This is a genomic window from Occultella kanbiaonis (genome assembly GCF_009708215.1).
Taxonomy (GTDB): domain Bacteria; phylum Actinomycetota; class Actinomycetes; order Actinomycetales; family Beutenbergiaceae; genus Occultella; species Occultella kanbiaonis.
This window is the reverse complement of sequence record NZ_CP046175.1, coordinates 586,227-603,029: the sequence shown is the minus strand read 5'-3', so window position 1 is coordinate 603,029 and position 16,803 is coordinate 586,227. Positions and strand designations below refer to the sequence as shown.

12 protein-coding genes are annotated in these 16,803 nt (G+C 74.9%); all 12 read left to right on the top strand.

The window, feature by feature from the left end:
* Positions 1–7 precede the first annotated feature (7 nt).
* The 12 genes from GKS42_RS02630 (at position 8) to GKS42_RS02575 (ending at position 16,803) form a co-directional block, all read left to right on the top strand.
* Positions 8–463, top strand: a complete 456-nt coding sequence (locus GKS42_RS02630) for a hypothetical protein (RefSeq protein WP_154792432.1) — start codon at positions 8–10, stop codon at positions 461–463.
* Entirely contained in the window at positions 460–1,929 is a 1,470-nt protein-coding gene (locus GKS42_RS02625; protein WP_154792431.1) for a hypothetical protein, read from the top strand. The genes GKS42_RS02630 and GKS42_RS02625 overlap by 4 nt, the downstream gene beginning before the upstream one ends.
* 1 nt (position 1,930) lies before the next feature.
* Positions 1,931–2,473 carry a hypothetical protein gene (locus GKS42_RS02620; RefSeq protein WP_154792430.1) on the top strand — a complete coding sequence of 181 codons (543 nt, stop codon included), beginning with the start codon at positions 1,931–1,933 and terminating at the stop codon, positions 2,471–2,473.
* A gap of 50 nt (positions 2,474–2,523) precedes the next feature.
* Positions 2,524–2,940: a hypothetical protein gene (locus GKS42_RS02615; RefSeq protein ID WP_154792429.1), complete on the top strand. Its 417-nt coding sequence runs from the start codon at positions 2,524–2,526 to the stop codon at positions 2,938–2,940.
* A gap of 39 nt (positions 2,941–2,979) precedes the next feature.
* Positions 2,980–7,011, top strand: a complete 4,032-nt coding sequence (locus tag GKS42_RS02610; RefSeq protein WP_168217723.1) for a peptidoglycan-binding protein — start codon at positions 2,980–2,982, stop codon at positions 7,009–7,011.
* Positions 7,008–8,018: a hypothetical protein gene (locus GKS42_RS02605; RefSeq protein ID WP_154792428.1), complete on the top strand. Its 1,011-nt coding sequence runs from the start codon at positions 7,008–7,010 to the stop codon at positions 8,016–8,018. The genes GKS42_RS02610 and GKS42_RS02605 overlap by 4 nt, the downstream gene beginning before the upstream one ends.
* Positions 8,019–8,021: 3 nt before the next feature.
* Positions 8,022–9,074: a hypothetical protein gene (locus GKS42_RS02600; protein WP_154792427.1), complete on the top strand. Its 1,053-nt coding sequence runs from the start codon at positions 8,022–8,024 to the stop codon at positions 9,072–9,074.
* Positions 9,071–9,877: a type VI secretion system Vgr family protein gene (locus GKS42_RS02595; protein WP_154792426.1), complete on the top strand. Its 807-nt coding sequence runs from the start codon at positions 9,071–9,073 to the stop codon at positions 9,875–9,877. Before GKS42_RS02600 ends, GKS42_RS02595 begins: the two co-directional genes overlap by 4 nt.
* A 22-nt stretch (positions 9,878–9,899) precedes the next feature.
* Positions 9,900–10,235 carry a hypothetical protein gene (locus GKS42_RS02590; protein WP_154792425.1) on the top strand — a complete coding sequence of 112 codons (336 nt, stop codon included), beginning with the start codon at positions 9,900–9,902 and terminating at the stop codon, positions 10,233–10,235.
* A 100-nt stretch (positions 10,236–10,335) separates the two neighbouring features.
* Positions 10,336–10,836: a GPW/gp25 family protein gene (locus GKS42_RS02585; protein WP_154792424.1), complete on the top strand. Its 501-nt coding sequence runs from the start codon at positions 10,336–10,338 to the stop codon at positions 10,834–10,836.
* Positions 10,833–12,437 carry a baseplate J/gp47 family protein gene (locus GKS42_RS02580; RefSeq protein WP_154792423.1) on the top strand — a complete coding sequence of 535 codons (1,605 nt, stop codon included), beginning with the start codon at positions 10,833–10,835 and terminating at the stop codon, positions 12,435–12,437. The genes GKS42_RS02585 and GKS42_RS02580 overlap by 4 nt, the downstream gene beginning before the upstream one ends.
* Complete coding sequence (locus GKS42_RS02575) at positions 12,430–16,803, top strand: hypothetical protein (RefSeq protein WP_154792422.1); 4,374 nt, start codon at positions 12,430–12,432, stop codon at positions 16,801–16,803. Before GKS42_RS02580 ends, GKS42_RS02575 begins: the two co-directional genes overlap by 8 nt.

Sequence of the window (16,803 nt, the reverse complement as noted above, 5' to 3'; positions counted from 1 at the left end):
CACCGCGATGGCACGCACGGCCCTGACCGCCGAGGAGTTGCTGGCCGGCAGCGCGCTCACCCACGAGGTGACGCTGCCGCCCGGTGGCCCCGCCGGAACCGTGACGATCCGCCCGCTGACCGTGCGCGACGTCCAGCTGGTGGCGCATGCCGCCGCCGGGGACCGCGAACTGGCGGCCGGGCTGATGATCGCCCGTGCCCTGGTGGAGCCCGCCCTCACGGCCGAGCAGGCCGGCCGGCTGCCGGCCGGGCTGGCCCGGGTGCTGGTGGACGCGATCAACGAGTTGAGCGGCATCGAGACCCCCCGGGACCGGCTCGCCGAGCTCGTCCAGGCCCCGCTGGCGAAGGCGTGCTTCGTGCTCGCCGAGGAGTTCGGCTGGACGGCGGAGGACGTCGCCGGGATGACGATCGGGCAGATCCTGATGTATCTGGAGATGACCGGGCGGGCGGCGGAGGTCGCATGAGCACCGGCCGGGCACCGTCCACCGCCGGGAGACCCGCTGCCGGCGGTGGTGGCGGGCTGCCCCGGATGAGCGGCGTGCTGCCCCGGGTGGGCGGCACGCTCGGGCACCTGGCCGGTGGCGCCGGTCCGGCCGCATGGTGCCGGGACACCGCCCGGCTGACCCGGTCCGTCGACGTCCTCGACGCGCGGGTCGGCGCCGCGTGCGCGGCCGCCCCGGCGCCGCCCCGCCTCGCGGAGGGCCCCATGCTGGGCCGCACCCTCGCGCAGTGCGTCGCAGGGCCGGACGACGGCGGAGGCGACCCCGGGGCCGGCGGCCGGCGGGAGCGCTGGCGCCCTTCGGGCGTTGCTGACGACGGCGGAGCTCGCCCGGGGCGGGGCTCGCCGGGTGTGGTGGGTGGGTCGTCCGAGGACCCGTTCGGGCCCGGTCGCGGCGGCGCCACGGGCCGGCCGCACGGACCGGACCGGTGGACCCCGGGCGGCGCGGTGGCCGACCCCGGACGCGGGCCTGCCGCCGGGAACCACGCCGCCCCGGACCCGGCCGCGCCGAGCACCGACCGGTCTCCCGGCGCCGGAGCACCCGGGCCGCGTCGCCCCGGTGCCGAGGCAGGTCGCACGCCCGGTGACCTCGGCCCGCTGCCGCCGCCGGACGCGTGCCCGCCGGCCACCCGGCTGCGCGAACTCGCCGGGCCCGACGCCGCGGACCGGCGATCCCAGCCGCCCGGGCCCGCAGGACTGCGCCCTCGCCCGGCCCACCCACGCCGCCCCCACCCGACCCGGGAACACCCCGCACGGTCCGGGACCGCCGCGAGCCACCTGCCGCCCGTCGCGGGTCTGGACCACGTGCTCGAGCGGGTCCGGGCCGGCCTCGCCGCGGCCGGGCTCGCCGCCCTCGCCGACCCCGTGGCGACCTCCCGCCGGCCGCTGCACCGGGCCTCCGCGGCGGATGCCCTCGCGCTGGCTGCGTCACTGACCCGGGGGGCGGGTCAGTGGCGCAACGCCCGCAACGGCAACGGATCCGCCGAGCCGGGACCCGCCGTCGGGCCGGCGCGTGAGCGCAGCGACCCACGCCGCACGAGCGGCGACGACGACCACCCGAGCACCTCCGCCGTCGGACCGACGCAGGCCACGAGCCCCGGTGCGCCGCTCGGCGGCCGGCCCGCGCAGGAGGGACCCGACGCCGCCCCGCAGGCGCGGACCGCCGCCCACGGACTCGACCCGCAGGCGGAGTTCGCGATCGCACCCACGCGCCCGGCCCGGCTGGTCCGGCTCGCCGGGGACGCGGAGGAGACCGAGGGTGGCGAGCACGGGTGGCCGGCCACCTGGCCGGCCGGTCCGGCGACGGCCACCGAGAGCTCGGCGGCCCCCGGCGTCGGCGGGTCGGTCCCGGCCACCTCGGTGCCCGAGCTCGAACGGCTGGTGGCCCGGATGCTCACCGATGCGGCCCGCCGGCACGGGATCGAGGCGTGACATGCGACCGATGCTCGGCACCCTCGAACTGCCGCAGGTGCAGGACCTGACCACCAGCGACCTGCGTGCCGTCGCCGAGCACCAGGCCGTGGGCAAGGACGGGTCGATGCTGCAGAACCTCGGCCGGGCCCCTACCGGGGTGCGGGTGCGCGGGGTCGCCACGGACACCGCCGCCGCCACCCTCATCGAGGAGCTGAAGGCGCAGGTCCGCACCGGGGAACCGGTCGCGTTCGTCGCGGACATCACTGCGGACACCTCCGTCGAGGAGGTCCTCGTGGACGACCTGCAGGTCCGTGAGCTGGCCGGGCGGCCGGGCGCGTTCGCCTACGTGCTCACCCTGCGCGAGTTCACCGAGCCCGTCGCGCCGGCGTCCACCGCCGCCCTCGAGGCGGACATCCTCGGCGAGGCCGACGACCTGCTCGGCGACCTCCTCGACGGGCTCGACATCACGCCGCCGTTCGCCACCGGCCTCGAGGCGTTCGTGACGCCGCTGACCGGTCTCCTCGAGCGGCTGCGCGCGTTCCGGGAAGCCACCGGCGGCTGACCCCACCTCCGAAGACACCGACGCAGGACCCACCCAGACGGGAGCCGATCATGGCCGAACCGAACCTCTTCGAGGAACTCAAGGCGGTGCTCGCCGACTTCAAGTCGTTCCTCGACGACAACGTGGCCACCATCAAGCCCGCGATCCAGGCGATCGCGTCCCTGGTGCCGCAGGTCACCGAGCTCATCGACCTGCTCGTCGAGCTGATGAACAAGCTCAAGACCGAGATCCAGAACCTCGACGTCGGCGCCATCCCGGGCCTGGGCGAGGTGGCCGAGTTCACCGGGAAGATCCCGGCGTTCCTGGATGCCGCGAAGAAGATCCTGCCCGGTGAGACCGGTGCCATCGAGTCGATCGCGGACGTCGCGTCGGTGGTCACCGGGCTGCCGTCGGTGGACCAGGTCAAGACCGAGCTGCTGGACCTGATCACGGCGATCACCACCCACCTGAACTCGCTCAAGCCCTGAGCGAGAACACCAGGCGACCGCGGACAAGGAGGGTGAGCGATGGTGCGGCCCATGCTCGGTGAGCTCGAGCTGGAACAGGTGCAGGTGGTCTCCTCCGACGAGGACCACGCACTCGTGCGCCACCGCGTGCCTGCCCTCGAGGGGGACTTCCTGCAGGCCCTCGGCCGTCGCGGTGCCCGGCTGATGCTCACCGGGGTGCTCACCGCACCGGACACGAAGGAGCACCTGGCGGCGGTCCGCGAACGGTTCCACGCCGGCGACCCGGTCCCGTTCGTCTCGGACATCTCCGCCGCGACGTCCGTGGACCGGGTCATCGTCGAGCGGATGGACGTGCGCGAGGTCGCCGGCCGGCCGAGCGCGTTCGAGTACACGCTGGCGCTGCGCGAGCTCACCGACGCCGAACCGATCGACGTCGAGGAGGTGATCATCCCGCCGCCCCCGCCGCCGACGGTCACCGACGGCAAGCTCGCCGTCACCGTGGTGGTCGAGGGCGACCCGGCCTTCGACATGGATCGGGTCCGGGTCAGCGTGGCCGGCACCACCGACGACGGCACCGCCCTTGACCGGGTGCTCACGAACCGGATCCGCCCGGACACCTGGTTCGCCGACCCGTTCCCGGCCGGCCAGTACACCGCGAGCGCGCTCGTCGACGACACCCGCAACCCCACCGGGCAGCACGAGGTGCTCACCGGGTCCGCGACGGTGCGGGTGATCGAGGGGGCGACGGCGTCGGTCACCATCGTGCTGCGCCGCGGCGCGAAGATCGGCACCGTCTTCGTGATCACCTTCCACTTCGACAAGTCCTTCGTGGAGCCGTGCGAGCGGCACGTGCTCGCCCAGGTGATCGCGTACTCCGACGCGCACCCGGACGAGCGGCTGTTGATCGTCGGGCACACCGACCTGACCGGCGGCGACGACTACAACCAGTCCCTCTCCGAGCGCCGGGCCCGGGCCACCTACGCGATGATGACGTTCGGTTCGAACCCAGCGGCCGCCGTCGCGGAATGGGACGAGCTACGCCGCACCCGGCCGTTCGGGACCATCACGACCGTCAAGGACACCTGGGGCACCCGCGAGTACCAGTTCATGCTGGCCGACCTCGGCCGGTTCTTCGGCAACGTGGGCGCGGACCCGGAACTGACCGACACCGCCGTCCGCACCTTCCAGTCCGATCACGGCCTCACCCCGGACGGCATCGTCGGCGACGCGACCTGGCCGGTGCTGATCCGGGAGTACCTCGGCAACGGCCCGCTGAACCTGCCGACCGCCCGGCTGATGCCGAACGCGAGCGAGGGGTGCGACTCCGGGCCGCTGCGCTGGATCGGCTGCGGCGAGCAGGACCCGGTGCTGAGCACCCAGTCCGCGTGGCGCCCGAACCGGCGCACCGAGCTGATGTTCGTCAAGGAATCCGCGATGCCGGCGCAGGTGCCGGAACCGATCACCCTCGACCAGGTGCCCGACGGCGCGGGCGGCGGCGGCTGGTGCCTTGACGACGGCACCGCCACCGGCGTCGCCGACTTCGTGGTCCCGTGGGGCCAACCGTGCCCCAGCCCGCCGCAGCCGAAATGGTGCCGCACCCCGGCCGAACCCGGCACCTCCCCCGTGGTCGGCCGGATCACGTTCACCGACGGCACTGCGTTCGCGGACCGCCCGTACGTGCTGATGGCCGCCGACGGCGAATACCTCGGTGGCGAGGTCGCCGTCACTTCGGCCGCGGCGCACGCCGGCACTCCGATCCGCAGCAGGACCGACGCCGACGGGAACTTCACCTTCCCCGGGGGCGTCGTCCCGGAGAAGGGTCCCGGCATCTACGTGATCTCCGTTGACGGGCCGTTCCTGCTCCGCACCGCAACCCAGTCCCTGGCCGACGTGCGCGGCAACGCCACCTGCTTCCGGTACTCCGGCACCCCGGCCGAGATCATCGTGGTGGACCGGGCCGTCGCGGACGTGGTCCCGGCCATCACCGGCCCGGACGTGGTGCTCGTGCGCAAGGTCCACACGAGCCCGGCCCGGCGCCCGGTGGTGCTGCGCACCCCCGCGTTCACCGGGTCCGGGCGCCTCGAGGCGTCCAGCGACGCGGTCCGGTTCTTCGACGCCGCCGCGGGCGGCACCGAGATCACGTTCGACGGCGTCGACAACGTCTTCGACTCCGCGGCACTTGCCGCCGGCGTCACCCTGTTCGCGGAGGGCCGCACCGCGAGCGCCACGATGGGGGACGTGGTGCTGACGCTCGCCGTGACGGTCTCCGGCACCCCCGGCCTGAGCCAGACCCACCCGATGACCGCCGTCGAGGTGTTCCTCGACCTGCACCGGACCCGGTCCGCGGCCGGTGCCGCGCCGGTGACGCTCTCCGAGGCGGACAAGATCACCCCGGGACGGTTCGTCCAGGTGCAGGACGCCGGCTTCCACGCCGGCCGGGCGCTGATCACCGTGCGCCAGGCCCTGCCCGCGGACTTCACGGGCACGCTCAGCCTGGGCCGCCTGGACGCCCGGACGCGGTTCTTCGCGGCCGCCGACGAGGTGGCCGCCGCCGGGCAGGCCGAGGTCGTCGCACCGGTGCTGCTGCCGGCGGCGGGCATCCCGGCGGCCGGCTCCGCGTTCTGGGTCGAGGGCGCCGCGGTCAGCGGTGCCCTGCGCGACGCCGTGCTGCAGCTCGGGGTGGACGGCGTGGAGGCCGACGGCGACCGGGCCGTGCTCACGGTCGTCGAGCTCAGCAACCTCACCATGACGATCCCCGCCACCGAGGCGAACACGGCGCGGCTCGGGAACTCGCCGGTGCCGGCGCACGTGGTGCCCGGCCGCGCGGTGCCGGCCCCGGTGGACTTCGACGACAACCCGACCACGAACCCGCCGATCCCGCTGCTGGAGAACTGCGTGCGCCCCGATCGTCCGATCGAGTTCACCGTGGTGGTCCGGCCCGCGGGCGTGCCGGTGGTCTGGGACGCGCACCGGCTGCGGGGCATCCCGGCCGCCGACGGCGGCGACGACGCCGCGGCGATCGTCGCCCTGTCCGCGGCCGACGGGCCGACCGTGACCCGGGACCCGGGCAACGCGCTGCGGGCCACGATGCTCGCGGACAACGTGGGCACGTTCGGGGTGCGCGCGTTCGTGGACGGCAACGGCAACGACGACTACGACGTGGGCATCGACCGCGAGCCGAGCATCGTCAAGACGGTGCTGCTCGGCCGGGTCACGATGTTCCTGGACAGCTGCATCGACCAGAGCGGCAGCTTCAACGTCACCCCGGTCGCGGGTGGCGGCATCAGCGTGGCCACCGGGGACCCGGCGTTCAACATCGCCATCCCGGCGACCGCGGCGATCCACTTCCTGGTGCAGGCGGACGCCGTCACCGGTGGCGCGACCGGGCGGCGCTCGGTGAACGCCTATCTCGCCGGCTGGATCAACAACGAGACCGCGCCGGAGGGGATCCTCGGGCGGTTCCAGGACGACTCGGTGGCCCCGCCCGCGGCCCACACCGACCTCAGCGTGGTCGCCTCGAACCGGGCGGCGGCCACCGGTGGGACCGCCGGAGCGCCGGTGTTCCTGCCCGGCGATCCCGCGCCCGTGCTCATCGCCCCACCGACGCTCGACTCGGGTTTCGGCGTCGGCGCCGTGGGCATCGGCGGCGAGACGGCCACGTTCGGCGTCGGCGGGATCCGTAGGCGGACCGCGCTCGCCGTGGGCGAGCGGTGGATCGTCGAGGACATCGACTCCCCCGGGGACAGCGAGCCCGGCGCGCACCCGGCCGTGGCCGCGGCCACGTTGCGCCGGTTCGTCTGGGGCCTGGACTTCGTCGCGACCCTCGGGATCTGGACGAACATCACCGGCGTGGTCGCCGCCACCGGGGACCCGGCCGACCGGGTGTACACCGCGCTCGTCCAGAAGCGGTGGACCCAGCGCGGGGAGTGGACCATCGACCCGGCCACCGGCGCGATCGCGGTCGCGGTGCCGCCGACCACCACCATCACCGGCACCACTCTCACGTCCCCGGCCGTGGCGATCGGGGACACCACCATCGAAGTGCGGTTCCCGGCCGTGCTGGACAATCTGGCGAGGGATGCACGCGCATGAACGAGCACGCCGTGACCTCGGAGATCCTGGACGCGGGCACCATCGTCCAGGTGGTCATCGACGACGCCGACCTCGGCCCCTGGCGGGACGGCGCGCCCGGCCGGCAGGTCCGCCGCGTCACCCTGGCCGTGCGGCTCGCGGACGTGCTGCGCGGCTCCGTGACGCAAGGGCCTGGATCCGTGGTCACGCTCGAGGTGCACCAGGAGCGGCTCGCGTCCGGCCGGCCGGTGGGTTCGGTGGGCCTGTGGTCGCGCGTGCCGGTCGACGTCGGTGCCCGCCTCCTCGGGTTCAGCCGGGTCGGCGGGGACCTGGCCGACGTGCTCGCCGAGGAGCACCTGCTCCGGCTCGAGGCCTCAGGGCCGGTGCTCGCCGACCTGCGTCTGGCGCTGTCGCTGCAGCGCGAGCACCCGACCGCGGACGCGCTGCTCGAGCAGGCGGAGCGGCACCGCCGTGACGCCGGCGCACTGTTCGCCCGGTACGTCTGGACGCTCGCCCGGGAGGCGTTGCGCACGAGCATCGACCGGTTCGACCGGCTCATGCGGGTGGCCGAGCACCCCGGGACCGACGTCCGCGCGCAGCGGGCCTACCTGGTCAACGCCTACCTGGACATGACGCAGTCCGCCGACTTCGACACCGCCCACCGGGCCCGCCTGGCCCGGGCGATGCTGCGGGCCGCCCTCGACCCCCACCTCGGCGCGCTGCGCTCGCACCTGCTCCAGGTGTTCGTGCCGAATCTGGTTCGGGCACCGGTGCCCGAACCCCTCTCCCCGGCGGACGTGTTCGGTGACGCCGTCCCCGAGGATTCCGCACGAGGCGACGGCGACGTGACCGCCGCTGGCCCCGGCACGACCGCGGCAGATGCGACCGACGGCGACGTGACCGCCGTGGACGTGACCGCCCTCCATGGCGCCGGCCTTCGCACCGCCGTGCTCGCCGCCCTCGACGACGCCGATCCGGCCACCACCAGCCCGGCGCTGCGGGACTGGCTGACCGGCGGGGAGGGCTGAGCCATGCTGCGACCGGCCTACCGGCTCACCATCGGCGACCAGGTGATCGACACCACCGTCGAGCCGAAGGCGTCCACCGTCGTCGAGATCGTGGTGCGCTCGGATCTGGGCACCCCGGCCGACGAGGTGACCATCGTCGCCGGCCAGGTCGGCGCCCTGACCGCCGTCCCCGGGGCGGACGCCCGCGTCGAGCTCGGCTACTCCGACGCCGACCCCGCACTGGTCGTCGTGTTCACCGGCACCGTGGTCGCCGTCGAGCCGGACCTGCGCACCACCCGGATCATCGCCCACTCCAGGGCCGACGCGCTGCTGCGCACCAGGATGGACCGCACGTTCGAGGACACGACCGCCGGGGACGTGGTCCGGGCCCTCGCGGACGCCGCCGGCGTCACGGTGGCGCGGGCGGACGCCGGGCCGAGCCTGCACGCCTACGTGGTGGACGGACGCCGGGACGCGTGCCGGCACGTGCGCGACCTCGCCGCCCTGGCGGGGCTGGACACCTACTTCACGCCCGACGGCGAACTCGTCTTCGAGGCGTTCGGCGGCACCAGATCCGTGCACGTGCTGCGCTACGGCGAGCACGTCCTCGAGGCGGACCTGACCCGGATCCGGCCGGTCGCCGCGACCGTGACGGCATTCGGCGAGAGCCCCGGCGGCTCCCGCGGCGACGAGTCATGGGCATGGCTCACGAAGGACTTCACGTCCTTCGCGGGCACGTCCGGCACCGACGCGCCCACCCTGCTGCTCGAACGCGGGTCGCTGCGCACCGCGGCCGGGGCGGCCACCGCCGCGCAGGCGCTCGCCGAGCACCTGGCCGCGACCGCCGTCACCGGGCGGGTCCGGATCCAGGGCCGGCCACAGCTGGCCCTCGGCGCGCTGGTGCGCCTTGAGGACTTCCCGGACCGGCCCGACTCGGGGGTTCCGGACGGCAACCATCAGGTGAGCGCGGTCGAGCACCGCCTGGAGAAGACGCACGGCTTCACCACCGACGTGTGGCTGCGCAGCCTCGTCGGTGCTGCCGCCGCTGCCACGACTGCCACAGGGGGTGCGCCGTGACCACGATCGTCGACACCATCGCCGCGATCGTGCGGCACGAGCTGGCGGCGGTGCGCAGCACCGAGCTCGGCGTGGTCGAGGCCGTGTACCCGCACACGAGTGCCGACGACGACGACAACTACGGCGTCGACGTCGCCCTGAAGAACTCCGGCCTGCTGCTGAAGCGGGTCCCGGTCGGCACCGGGCACGTCGGCACCGTCGGCATCCCGAACGTCGGCGACCTGGTGCTCGTCGCGTTCGACCACGGGGATGTGAACGCCCCACTCGTGATCGCCCGGTTCTACGACGACGCCGACCGGCCGCCGCTTTCGACGACCGACGAGATCGTGCTCCGGCTGCCCCTGGACGCCGGCGACGACGCGAGCGTGCTCGCGGCGCTGCGCAACCACCCCAGCGACGACCCGGCGCGGGAGCTGATCATCGAGATGCCGCCGAAGATCACGGTGCGGATCGTGGACGGCACGGTGACGGCGACCGCCGGGCAGACCGAACTGCGGCTCGACCAGTCCGGCGCGAGCGGCGGCACCGTGCAGGTGAAGTCCGGCGCCACCACGGTCACCCTCGACCAGGACGGGGACGCCACCCTGACCTCGGCGGCGTCGGTGACGTTGCAGGCCTCGGGCGACCTGACCCTGCAGGCCGGCGGCTCGATCGCCCTGGACGCCGGCACCTCCCTGACCGCCCGGGCCGGCACGACGGCGGAGCTGGCCGGCGGCCTGTCCGCCACGGTCCGCGGGGGCACCGGGGTGACCGTGCAGGGCGTGTCCGTGTCCATCAACGGCCTGACCAGTTTCGGTCCATGAGCGAGCAGGGGGAGGTACGGACATGCCCGGAGCACCCGTGAGCATCGGCGCGAGCGTCATGGTGACGCCCGGCGCGGCCGGCGCACCCGACACCGGCACGATCATCGCCGTGCTGCCCCCGCTCATCTCGGCGAGCGGGCTGCCGCTGGCCACCAGCGGGTCGATCTGCGTCATGGTCAACTCCGTCACCGGCGTGCCGTATCCGCTGGTCATCGGCCCGGTCGGCACCAGCACGGGCGTCCGGGTGGGCGGGCGCGGGCTGGTCCGCACCGGCGACCGGATCCCCTCCCCGCCCGGGATCCTGCTCGTGATCGGGCCGCCCGCCACGACGTCCGTGACCGACGGGTGGCCGCCGTGATCGCGCGCGTGCCGGCCCGCGCCGGCCACCCCGGCGCAGCCGCCCCGGACCCGGACCGCACAGACCCGGACCGCACCGACCCAGCAGAGAGGAGGACGCGATGAGCATCCCCACCGCCGAACGCGAGGCGCTCGCCGGGACCGACCTGCGCCTGGTCGGCGACCTGTTGACCGCCGCCCAGCGCGAGCGGGGCGAGGACCTGCGCACCGGGCCCCGCCCGCAGCTGCTCGAGCCCGGTCAGCCGGACCCGGGCCACGACCTGCTCCCGGTGACCGGTTGGGAGAACCTCGAACAGGCGCTGCTGCTCCGCTTCCTCACCGAGGTCGGCGAGCTCGCCCACCTCGGCCACCCGACCTACGGCAGCCGGCTCCACGAGCTCATCGGCGAACCGAACACGCCCACCACCCGCAACCGGGCCAAGCTCTACGCGTTGCAGGCGCTCGCCGAGGAGCCCCGGGTGGAGCGGGTCGCGTCGATCACGGTGACCACTGACCCACGCGACGCCACCCGCCTGGAGGTACGCGCCGCCGTCGTCATCATCGGCACCCAGACCGAGCTGAACCTCGTGGTCGGCGTGCCACTCGTGGGAGGTGCAGCATGAACGAGGACGTGGTCAACCTCGTCAACCGGCCGTACGGGGACCTGGTCGGGGACATCCTCACCTCCGTGGTCGGCGGGGTCGTGAACGAGCCGATCGTCTTCGACCTCAAGATCGGCACGTACCCGCTCGCCGAGCCGGCCGGTGGCATCCGAGGCATCACCGGCACCTCCGGCGGGGCGCCGCGCACGTTCCTGCTCGCGATCGACTTCACGTTCAGCGGGACCGCCACGAACAATGTGATCTGGCTCGAGGACGGCACCCACCCGGACGACGAGTCCACGTTCTACGTCGACTACTTCCGCCTGGATACCCGATCCCCGCTCTCCGACATCAACGTCGGATCGGTGACCCGCACCCTCACGGAGGCCATCGGCCGCGAGATCGCCGTCGTCTACCAGCAGATCAACCTCGCCTACCTCTCCGCCTTCGTGGACACCGCGACCGGGACCTCGCTGGACTACGTGGTCGCGATCCTCGGGGTGACCCGCAAGACGGCCGAGTTCGCCGAGGGGCTCGCCACGTTCTTCCGCGCCGCGGGCGTGGACGGCAACATCAACATCCCGGCCGGCACCCGTCTGGCCACCGCCGACGCGAAGGTGTTCACCACCACCCAGCCGCGCACCCTGCAGACCGGGCAGGTCCGCATCGACGCCCCGATCCGCGCGGATGTGGCGTTCGCGGGGGACGACGGCCTCGTGGCCGCCGGCGCGATCTCCGAGATGACCCAGCCGATCGCCGGCATCGAGAACGTCAGCAACCTCGACCCGACCATCCGGGCCGCCGCGGACGAGACCGACGACGAGCTGCGCACCCGCGCGAAGGCTGCGCTGCGCTCGCTCGGCAAGGCGACCCTGGCCGCGCTCGACCGGGTGATCCGGGAGGGCCGCGGCACGCCGGTGGAGTTCTTCGACCCGAACTCACCGCTCGGGTCCCGCTCCGAGCCGGGCACGGTCACCGTGGTGGTCGACGCCGAGCCCGAGCGGCTGCCCTCTCTCACCGACGCCGTGCACGCCACCCGCGCGGCCGGGGTGGTTGCCACCCTGGTGGCCCGGTACGTGTTCATCAGCCCCCGGGTGCGCGCGAGCATCACGGCGGGGCTGTCCGGCCCCGGGCAGGAGCAGGTGCGCGCGGACATCGTCGCCGCCGCCGCGGCGTACGTGGACGGGCTCACCCGGGGCGAGGCGGCCGACGGCGCCACCCTGCTCGCCGCGATCCGCGCCGTCCCCGACGTGCAGGAGGCGACCATCGTGGACGTCGTGGTCGCACGCGCGGACCTGGCCGGGCCGGAGGGTGACGCCGGGCTCGTCGACGCCCTGGTGCAGGCGGTCCAGCTGCTGCCGGACGGCTCCGACGACGCGGCCCTGCGCGCCGCACTCGCCGCCTCGGTGGCCACGGCCGGGGTGAACGCACCCACCACCGGCCGGATCCCGGACCGGTCCCTGCTCCTCTCCACGGCACCCGACCGCGCCGGCGAACCGGCGACGGACGCCGAGATCGAAGCCGGCACGTTCGCCGTCCGCGCCGAGGTCTCCGGTGAGCAGTGGTGGATCGCGCTCGACATGACGCCTGCCGACGTCGCCACGGAGGACGCCGATGCCTAAGGCCGATCGCATCCTGGCGAACCTGCCACCCACCTTCGCGGTGCGGGGCGACCCGAGCGCGCTCCGGGCCTTCAGCGACGCCCACGGCGGGGAACTCCAGTCCGCCGAGAACTCGCTGATCGCGGTGATGCGCGCGCACTGGGTGACCTTCGCCGACGCCGGCGAGACCGCGATCACGGACCTCGCCCTGTTCGCGGCCCTGTACGGGCTGGCGCCGCGACCGGACGAGAGCGTGGAGGAGTTCCGTGAGCACCTGCTCGCGTTCGTGCGCACCCACCTCGAGGGGACCGTCACGGTGCGGGGAATCCTACGGATCACCGCGGAAGCCCTCGGCCTGCACATCGAGGACGCCTCGCTCGACGCCTGGTGGGACCGGGGCAAGGAGGACGGAGCCGCGGGTGACACGGACGTGCTCACCACGAGCGCCCCCCGGGGCGCCGACGCGGCGTCGGCGGTGCTCGGCATCGGCGCCGCCCGGGTCGGCGGGCGCGACGCCGCGCCCGGCCGGCTCGTCGGCACCGTCGACCTCGCCGGCGGGATCGACCTCACCGGCGCGCGCACCCTCTGGGTGGCCCTCGACGACGGCGGCGCGATCCCCGCGGACCTGACCACCGGCGTCGCCGACCCGTCGAGCACGACGGCCGCCGAGCTCGCCGCCGCCCTCGACGCGGAACTCGGCGCCGCCGTCGCGACGGTCGAGGCCGGCCACCTCGTCCTCACCTCCCCCACGACCGGGCCGGGCTCCGCCGTCGCCATCGAGGACGGCCTGGATGACGCCGCCCAACTCGTGCTCGGGCTGGCGCCGCGCCGGTACACCGGCGCCGGCTCGCGCCGGGCCACGATCACCGGCCGGGCGGACCTGTCCGCCCCGGTGGACCTGCGCGCGACCCGGTACCTGCGCATCGTCACCGACGCCGACCACGTCGCCGAGGTGGACTGCGCCGCAGGTGCAGCGGACCCGGCCGCGGTGGACGTCGCCGAGATCACGGCGGCGATCAACGCCGGCGCCGGCATCCCGGTCGCGACCGACGACGGCGCCTTCCTGACCCTCACCTCCCCCACCCTCGGGGACGCCGGCTCGATCGCGCTGACCGAGCCGGCCGCCCAATCCGCCACCACCACCCTGTTCGGTTCGGCGCCGCGGCTCGCGGTCGGCACCGACGCCACCCCGGCCCGGGTGATCTCGGGCCGCGCCATCGGGTCCGGCGTGGACCTGCGCGGGCACTCGCAGCTGCGGCTCGGCCTGGACGCCGCCCCCGCCGTCACCCTGGACGTGGCCGGGCTCGACCCCGCCGCGACCACCCCGAACGAACTGGTCACCGCGATCAACGAGGGCCTCGGCACCGAGTGCGCCTCCCACGACGGCGCCCGCCTCAGCCTGGCGTCCTCCTCCGAGGGCCCGACCGCGGTGCTGCGCATCGAGGAGGTCGAGGGCGACGCCGCGCTCGACGTGCTCGGGCTGCGGCCCCGGTCCGGTCGCGGCGCCGCGCAGGTGACCGCGAACCTCACCGGCACCGCGGACCTCGCCGGTGGGCTGAACCTCTCCTCCCGGAACCTGCTCCGGCTCGCCGTGGACGGTGGTGAGCCGGTCGAGATCGACCTGCGCGCCGGGGTGGCGGACGTGACCGCCGCCGACGTCGGCGAACTCGCGGACGCGGTCAACGCCGCCCTCGGCGCCGAGGAGGACCCGGTCGCCGGGGACGACGGCACCCACCTGATCCTGACCTCGCCGACCGCGGGTGCCGCGGGATCGCTCGAGGTGGACCCGATCGTCACCACCGTGCGGCGCCGGTTCGTGACCCGGGCCCGGGTCCTCGACGAGGCGGCGACCACGGTGCTCGGCTTCACCGCCCGCACCGCCCACGGGCTGCCCGGCACGTCCGCGCGGCTGGCCACGAGCACCGACCTGTCCGGCGGGATCGACCTGACCGGCGGATCGTTCCTACGGGTCGTGGTCGGCGACTCCGGCGCCGTCGAGGTGGACTGCGCCGGGCCTCGCCCGCGCGCCACCACCGCCGCCGAGATCGCCCAGCACCTGGCCGACGGCGTCCCCGGGTTGGAGGTGAGCACCGACGGGCGCACGGTGGTGCTCCTCGACCCGACCCAGGGCGCGGCGTCCCGGGTGGCGCTCGAACCGCCGCATCCGCTGGACGCCGCCGATCAGGTCCTCGGGGCCGCCGCCGTCGGGTCCGTCACCGGCACCGGCCCCGCCGGCGTCCGGTTCACGGGCACCGTGGACCTCGGCGACGGCGCGCCGTTGCCCGCCGACGCGGCGCTGCGGCTCGGAGTCGACGGCGCCGCACCCGTGGACGTCCCGCTCGGCGACGGCACCACCCCGGCCACCCTCGGCCTGGCCCGGATCTGCGCCCAGATCAACGTCGCCCTCGGCGCCCCGGTCGCCGCCCACGACGGCGCCCACGTGCTGCTCACCTCCCCGACCGTCGGCGGCGGCAGCGCGCTGGTGATCGAGGCGCCCGCCGCCGGCACCGACGCCACCCCGGTGGTCCTGGGCATCCCCGCGCCGCGGACCTACACCGGCCTGGCTGCGACCGCCGCCCGGGTGGTCGGCACGGTCGACCTCACCGGTGGCGCGGACCTGGGTACGCGTCGCCTGCTCCGGCTCCGGGTCGACGGCGGAGCACCGGTGGACATCGACCTCACCTCCGCCTCGGGTGCTCCGGGCGGCGGCGCCGGTCCCGGCGGCGCCGGCATCGTCGACCTCGCGGCGATCACCGCGGCGATCCGTGCGGCCACCACCGCCGACGCGGCGAGCGTGCCGATCCCCGGCGGCCTCGCGCTCGCCCTGACCTCCCCGACCACGGGCCCGGCGAGCCGGCTCGAGGTGACCCGCGCGGAGGTCGGCGACGCCGCGCCGCTGCTGTTCGGCGCCGTGGGCCCATCGGTGACCGGCACCGACCCCACCCCGGCCACGATCGATGGCGAGGTGGACCTGCTCGCACCGGTCGACCTGACCGAACGCTCGGTGCTTCGGCTGCGCCTCGACCACGGCGAACCGGTCGACGCGGACCTGGCCGGAGTGACGCCGTCGGCCACGCTCGGCGCCGAGATCGTCGCCGCGATCGAGTCGGTGGCCCCCGGGGTGGCCGCGCTCGGCCCCACCGACCGGCTCGTGCTGACGTCCCCGACGACCGGGCCGGGCGGCGCCGTCGAGGTGGTGCCGACCCGTCACCTCGAGGTGGTCGAGTACCCGCCCAGCACGGACACGGTGACCGCGGCCGTCGCGCACGGCGGGGTGCTGGTCTTCTCCTCGTCCGGTTCGGCGGACGTGCCCGGCCGGGTGCGGGTGGACTCCCCCGGCGGCGTGCACGGACCTCGGCTGACCGACCCGGCCGCCGGGTGGTCGGTGCACGTGGACACCACCGTGCCGGCCCGCGGCGAACTCGTCCTGGAATGGGCGCCGGGCGGAATCGGCGCACGGGTGCGCGGACCGTCCGGGTGGCACCCCGTGGACCCGGCCCTGATCCACGTGAGCACCGGCGGCGGGCACGGCCCGCTCGGTCCGCTCACCGTGCGCCGAGGCCGGAACCGGTGGAGCTGGACCGAGTGCGACGCGGCCCGGTTCGACGAGGCGATCTTCGACGAGGACTCCTTCGCCGGTGGCCCCTGCGTGGAGGACGCGGTGTTCGACGTGAGCCGGTTCTCCCCGACCGCCGTACCGGCCCGGTTCACGGCGACGGCGGACCGCCCCGCGAGCGCGCACGTGAGCGTGACATGGGACTCGCACACCGCCGGGTCGTTCGAGGTGAACCTGCCCGCGGACCTCGACCCCAGGTTCGGGCGAGCCTTCGGCGAGGCGAGGTTCGGCGCGGCCGAGCCGGAACTGATCGCCGGGGTGGTGACCGAGCCGCTGGGCGACGACGACAACGTCATCACCCGGGTGAACGCCGAGTCCGCCCTGATCGAGTGCTCGCCGGCGCCGACCGTCCCGATCGGCTGGCGCCCCGTGGCGCTCCCGTTCCGGGAGCCGGTTCACCTGAGTCTCGGCTCCCCGACCCAGCCGGCCCGGATGTACGTCTCCGGGCCGGGGCTGGCGCCCGGGTTCCTCGAGGTCCGTGCGGCCGATCCGGGCGCCTACGGCAACGACATCAGCGTGTCGATGCGCGTGGTCGGCCCGGAGATCTACGACGTCACCGTGCACCTGCCCGGTGCCCGCTTCGAGAACGCCCGCGCCGTGGTCGCCGGACCCGAGCCACCCACCCTCGCCGAACGTCTGCTCGACCCGACCCCGATCGGGGTCGGCACCGCCAAGGCGGCCGGGATCCGCGCCGTCGTCACCAGGGACCGGGCTCGCTTCGGTGGCCCCACAGTGCCGGCAGTGCCGGACCGACCCGCAGAGGAAGGATGA

What these genes read in the sequence shown, in the direction of transcription:
- GKS42_RS02630 (WP_154792432.1), top strand. Translation starts at nt 8, where the DNA reads ATGGCACGCACGGCCCTGACCGCCGAGGAGTTGCTGGCCGGCAGCGCG.
- GKS42_RS02625 (WP_154792431.1), top strand. Translation starts at nt 460, where the DNA reads ATGAGCACCGGCCGGGCACCGTCCACCGCCGGGAGACCCGCTGCCGGC.
- GKS42_RS02620 (WP_154792430.1), top strand. Translation starts at nt 1,931, where the DNA reads ATGCGACCGATGCTCGGCACCCTCGAACTGCCGCAGGTGCAGGACCTG.
- GKS42_RS02615 (WP_154792429.1), top strand. Translation starts at nt 2,524, where the DNA reads ATGGCCGAACCGAACCTCTTCGAGGAACTCAAGGCGGTGCTCGCCGAC.
- GKS42_RS02610 (WP_168217723.1), top strand. Translation starts at nt 2,980, where the DNA reads ATGGTGCGGCCCATGCTCGGTGAGCTCGAGCTGGAACAGGTGCAGGTG.
- GKS42_RS02605 (WP_154792428.1), top strand. Translation starts at nt 7,008, where the DNA reads ATGAACGAGCACGCCGTGACCTCGGAGATCCTGGACGCGGGCACCATC.
- GKS42_RS02600 (WP_154792427.1), top strand. Translation starts at nt 8,022, where the DNA reads ATGCTGCGACCGGCCTACCGGCTCACCATCGGCGACCAGGTGATCGAC.
- GKS42_RS02590 (WP_154792425.1), top strand. Translation starts at nt 9,900, where the DNA reads ATGCCCGGAGCACCCGTGAGCATCGGCGCGAGCGTCATGGTGACGCCC.
- GKS42_RS02585 (WP_154792424.1), top strand. Translation starts at nt 10,336, where the DNA reads ATGAGCATCCCCACCGCCGAACGCGAGGCGCTCGCCGGGACCGACCTG.
- GKS42_RS02580 (WP_154792423.1), top strand. Translation starts at nt 10,833, where the DNA reads ATGAACGAGGACGTGGTCAACCTCGTCAACCGGCCGTACGGGGACCTG.
- GKS42_RS02575 (WP_154792422.1), top strand. Translation starts at nt 12,430, where the DNA reads ATGCCTAAGGCCGATCGCATCCTGGCGAACCTGCCACCCACCTTCGCG.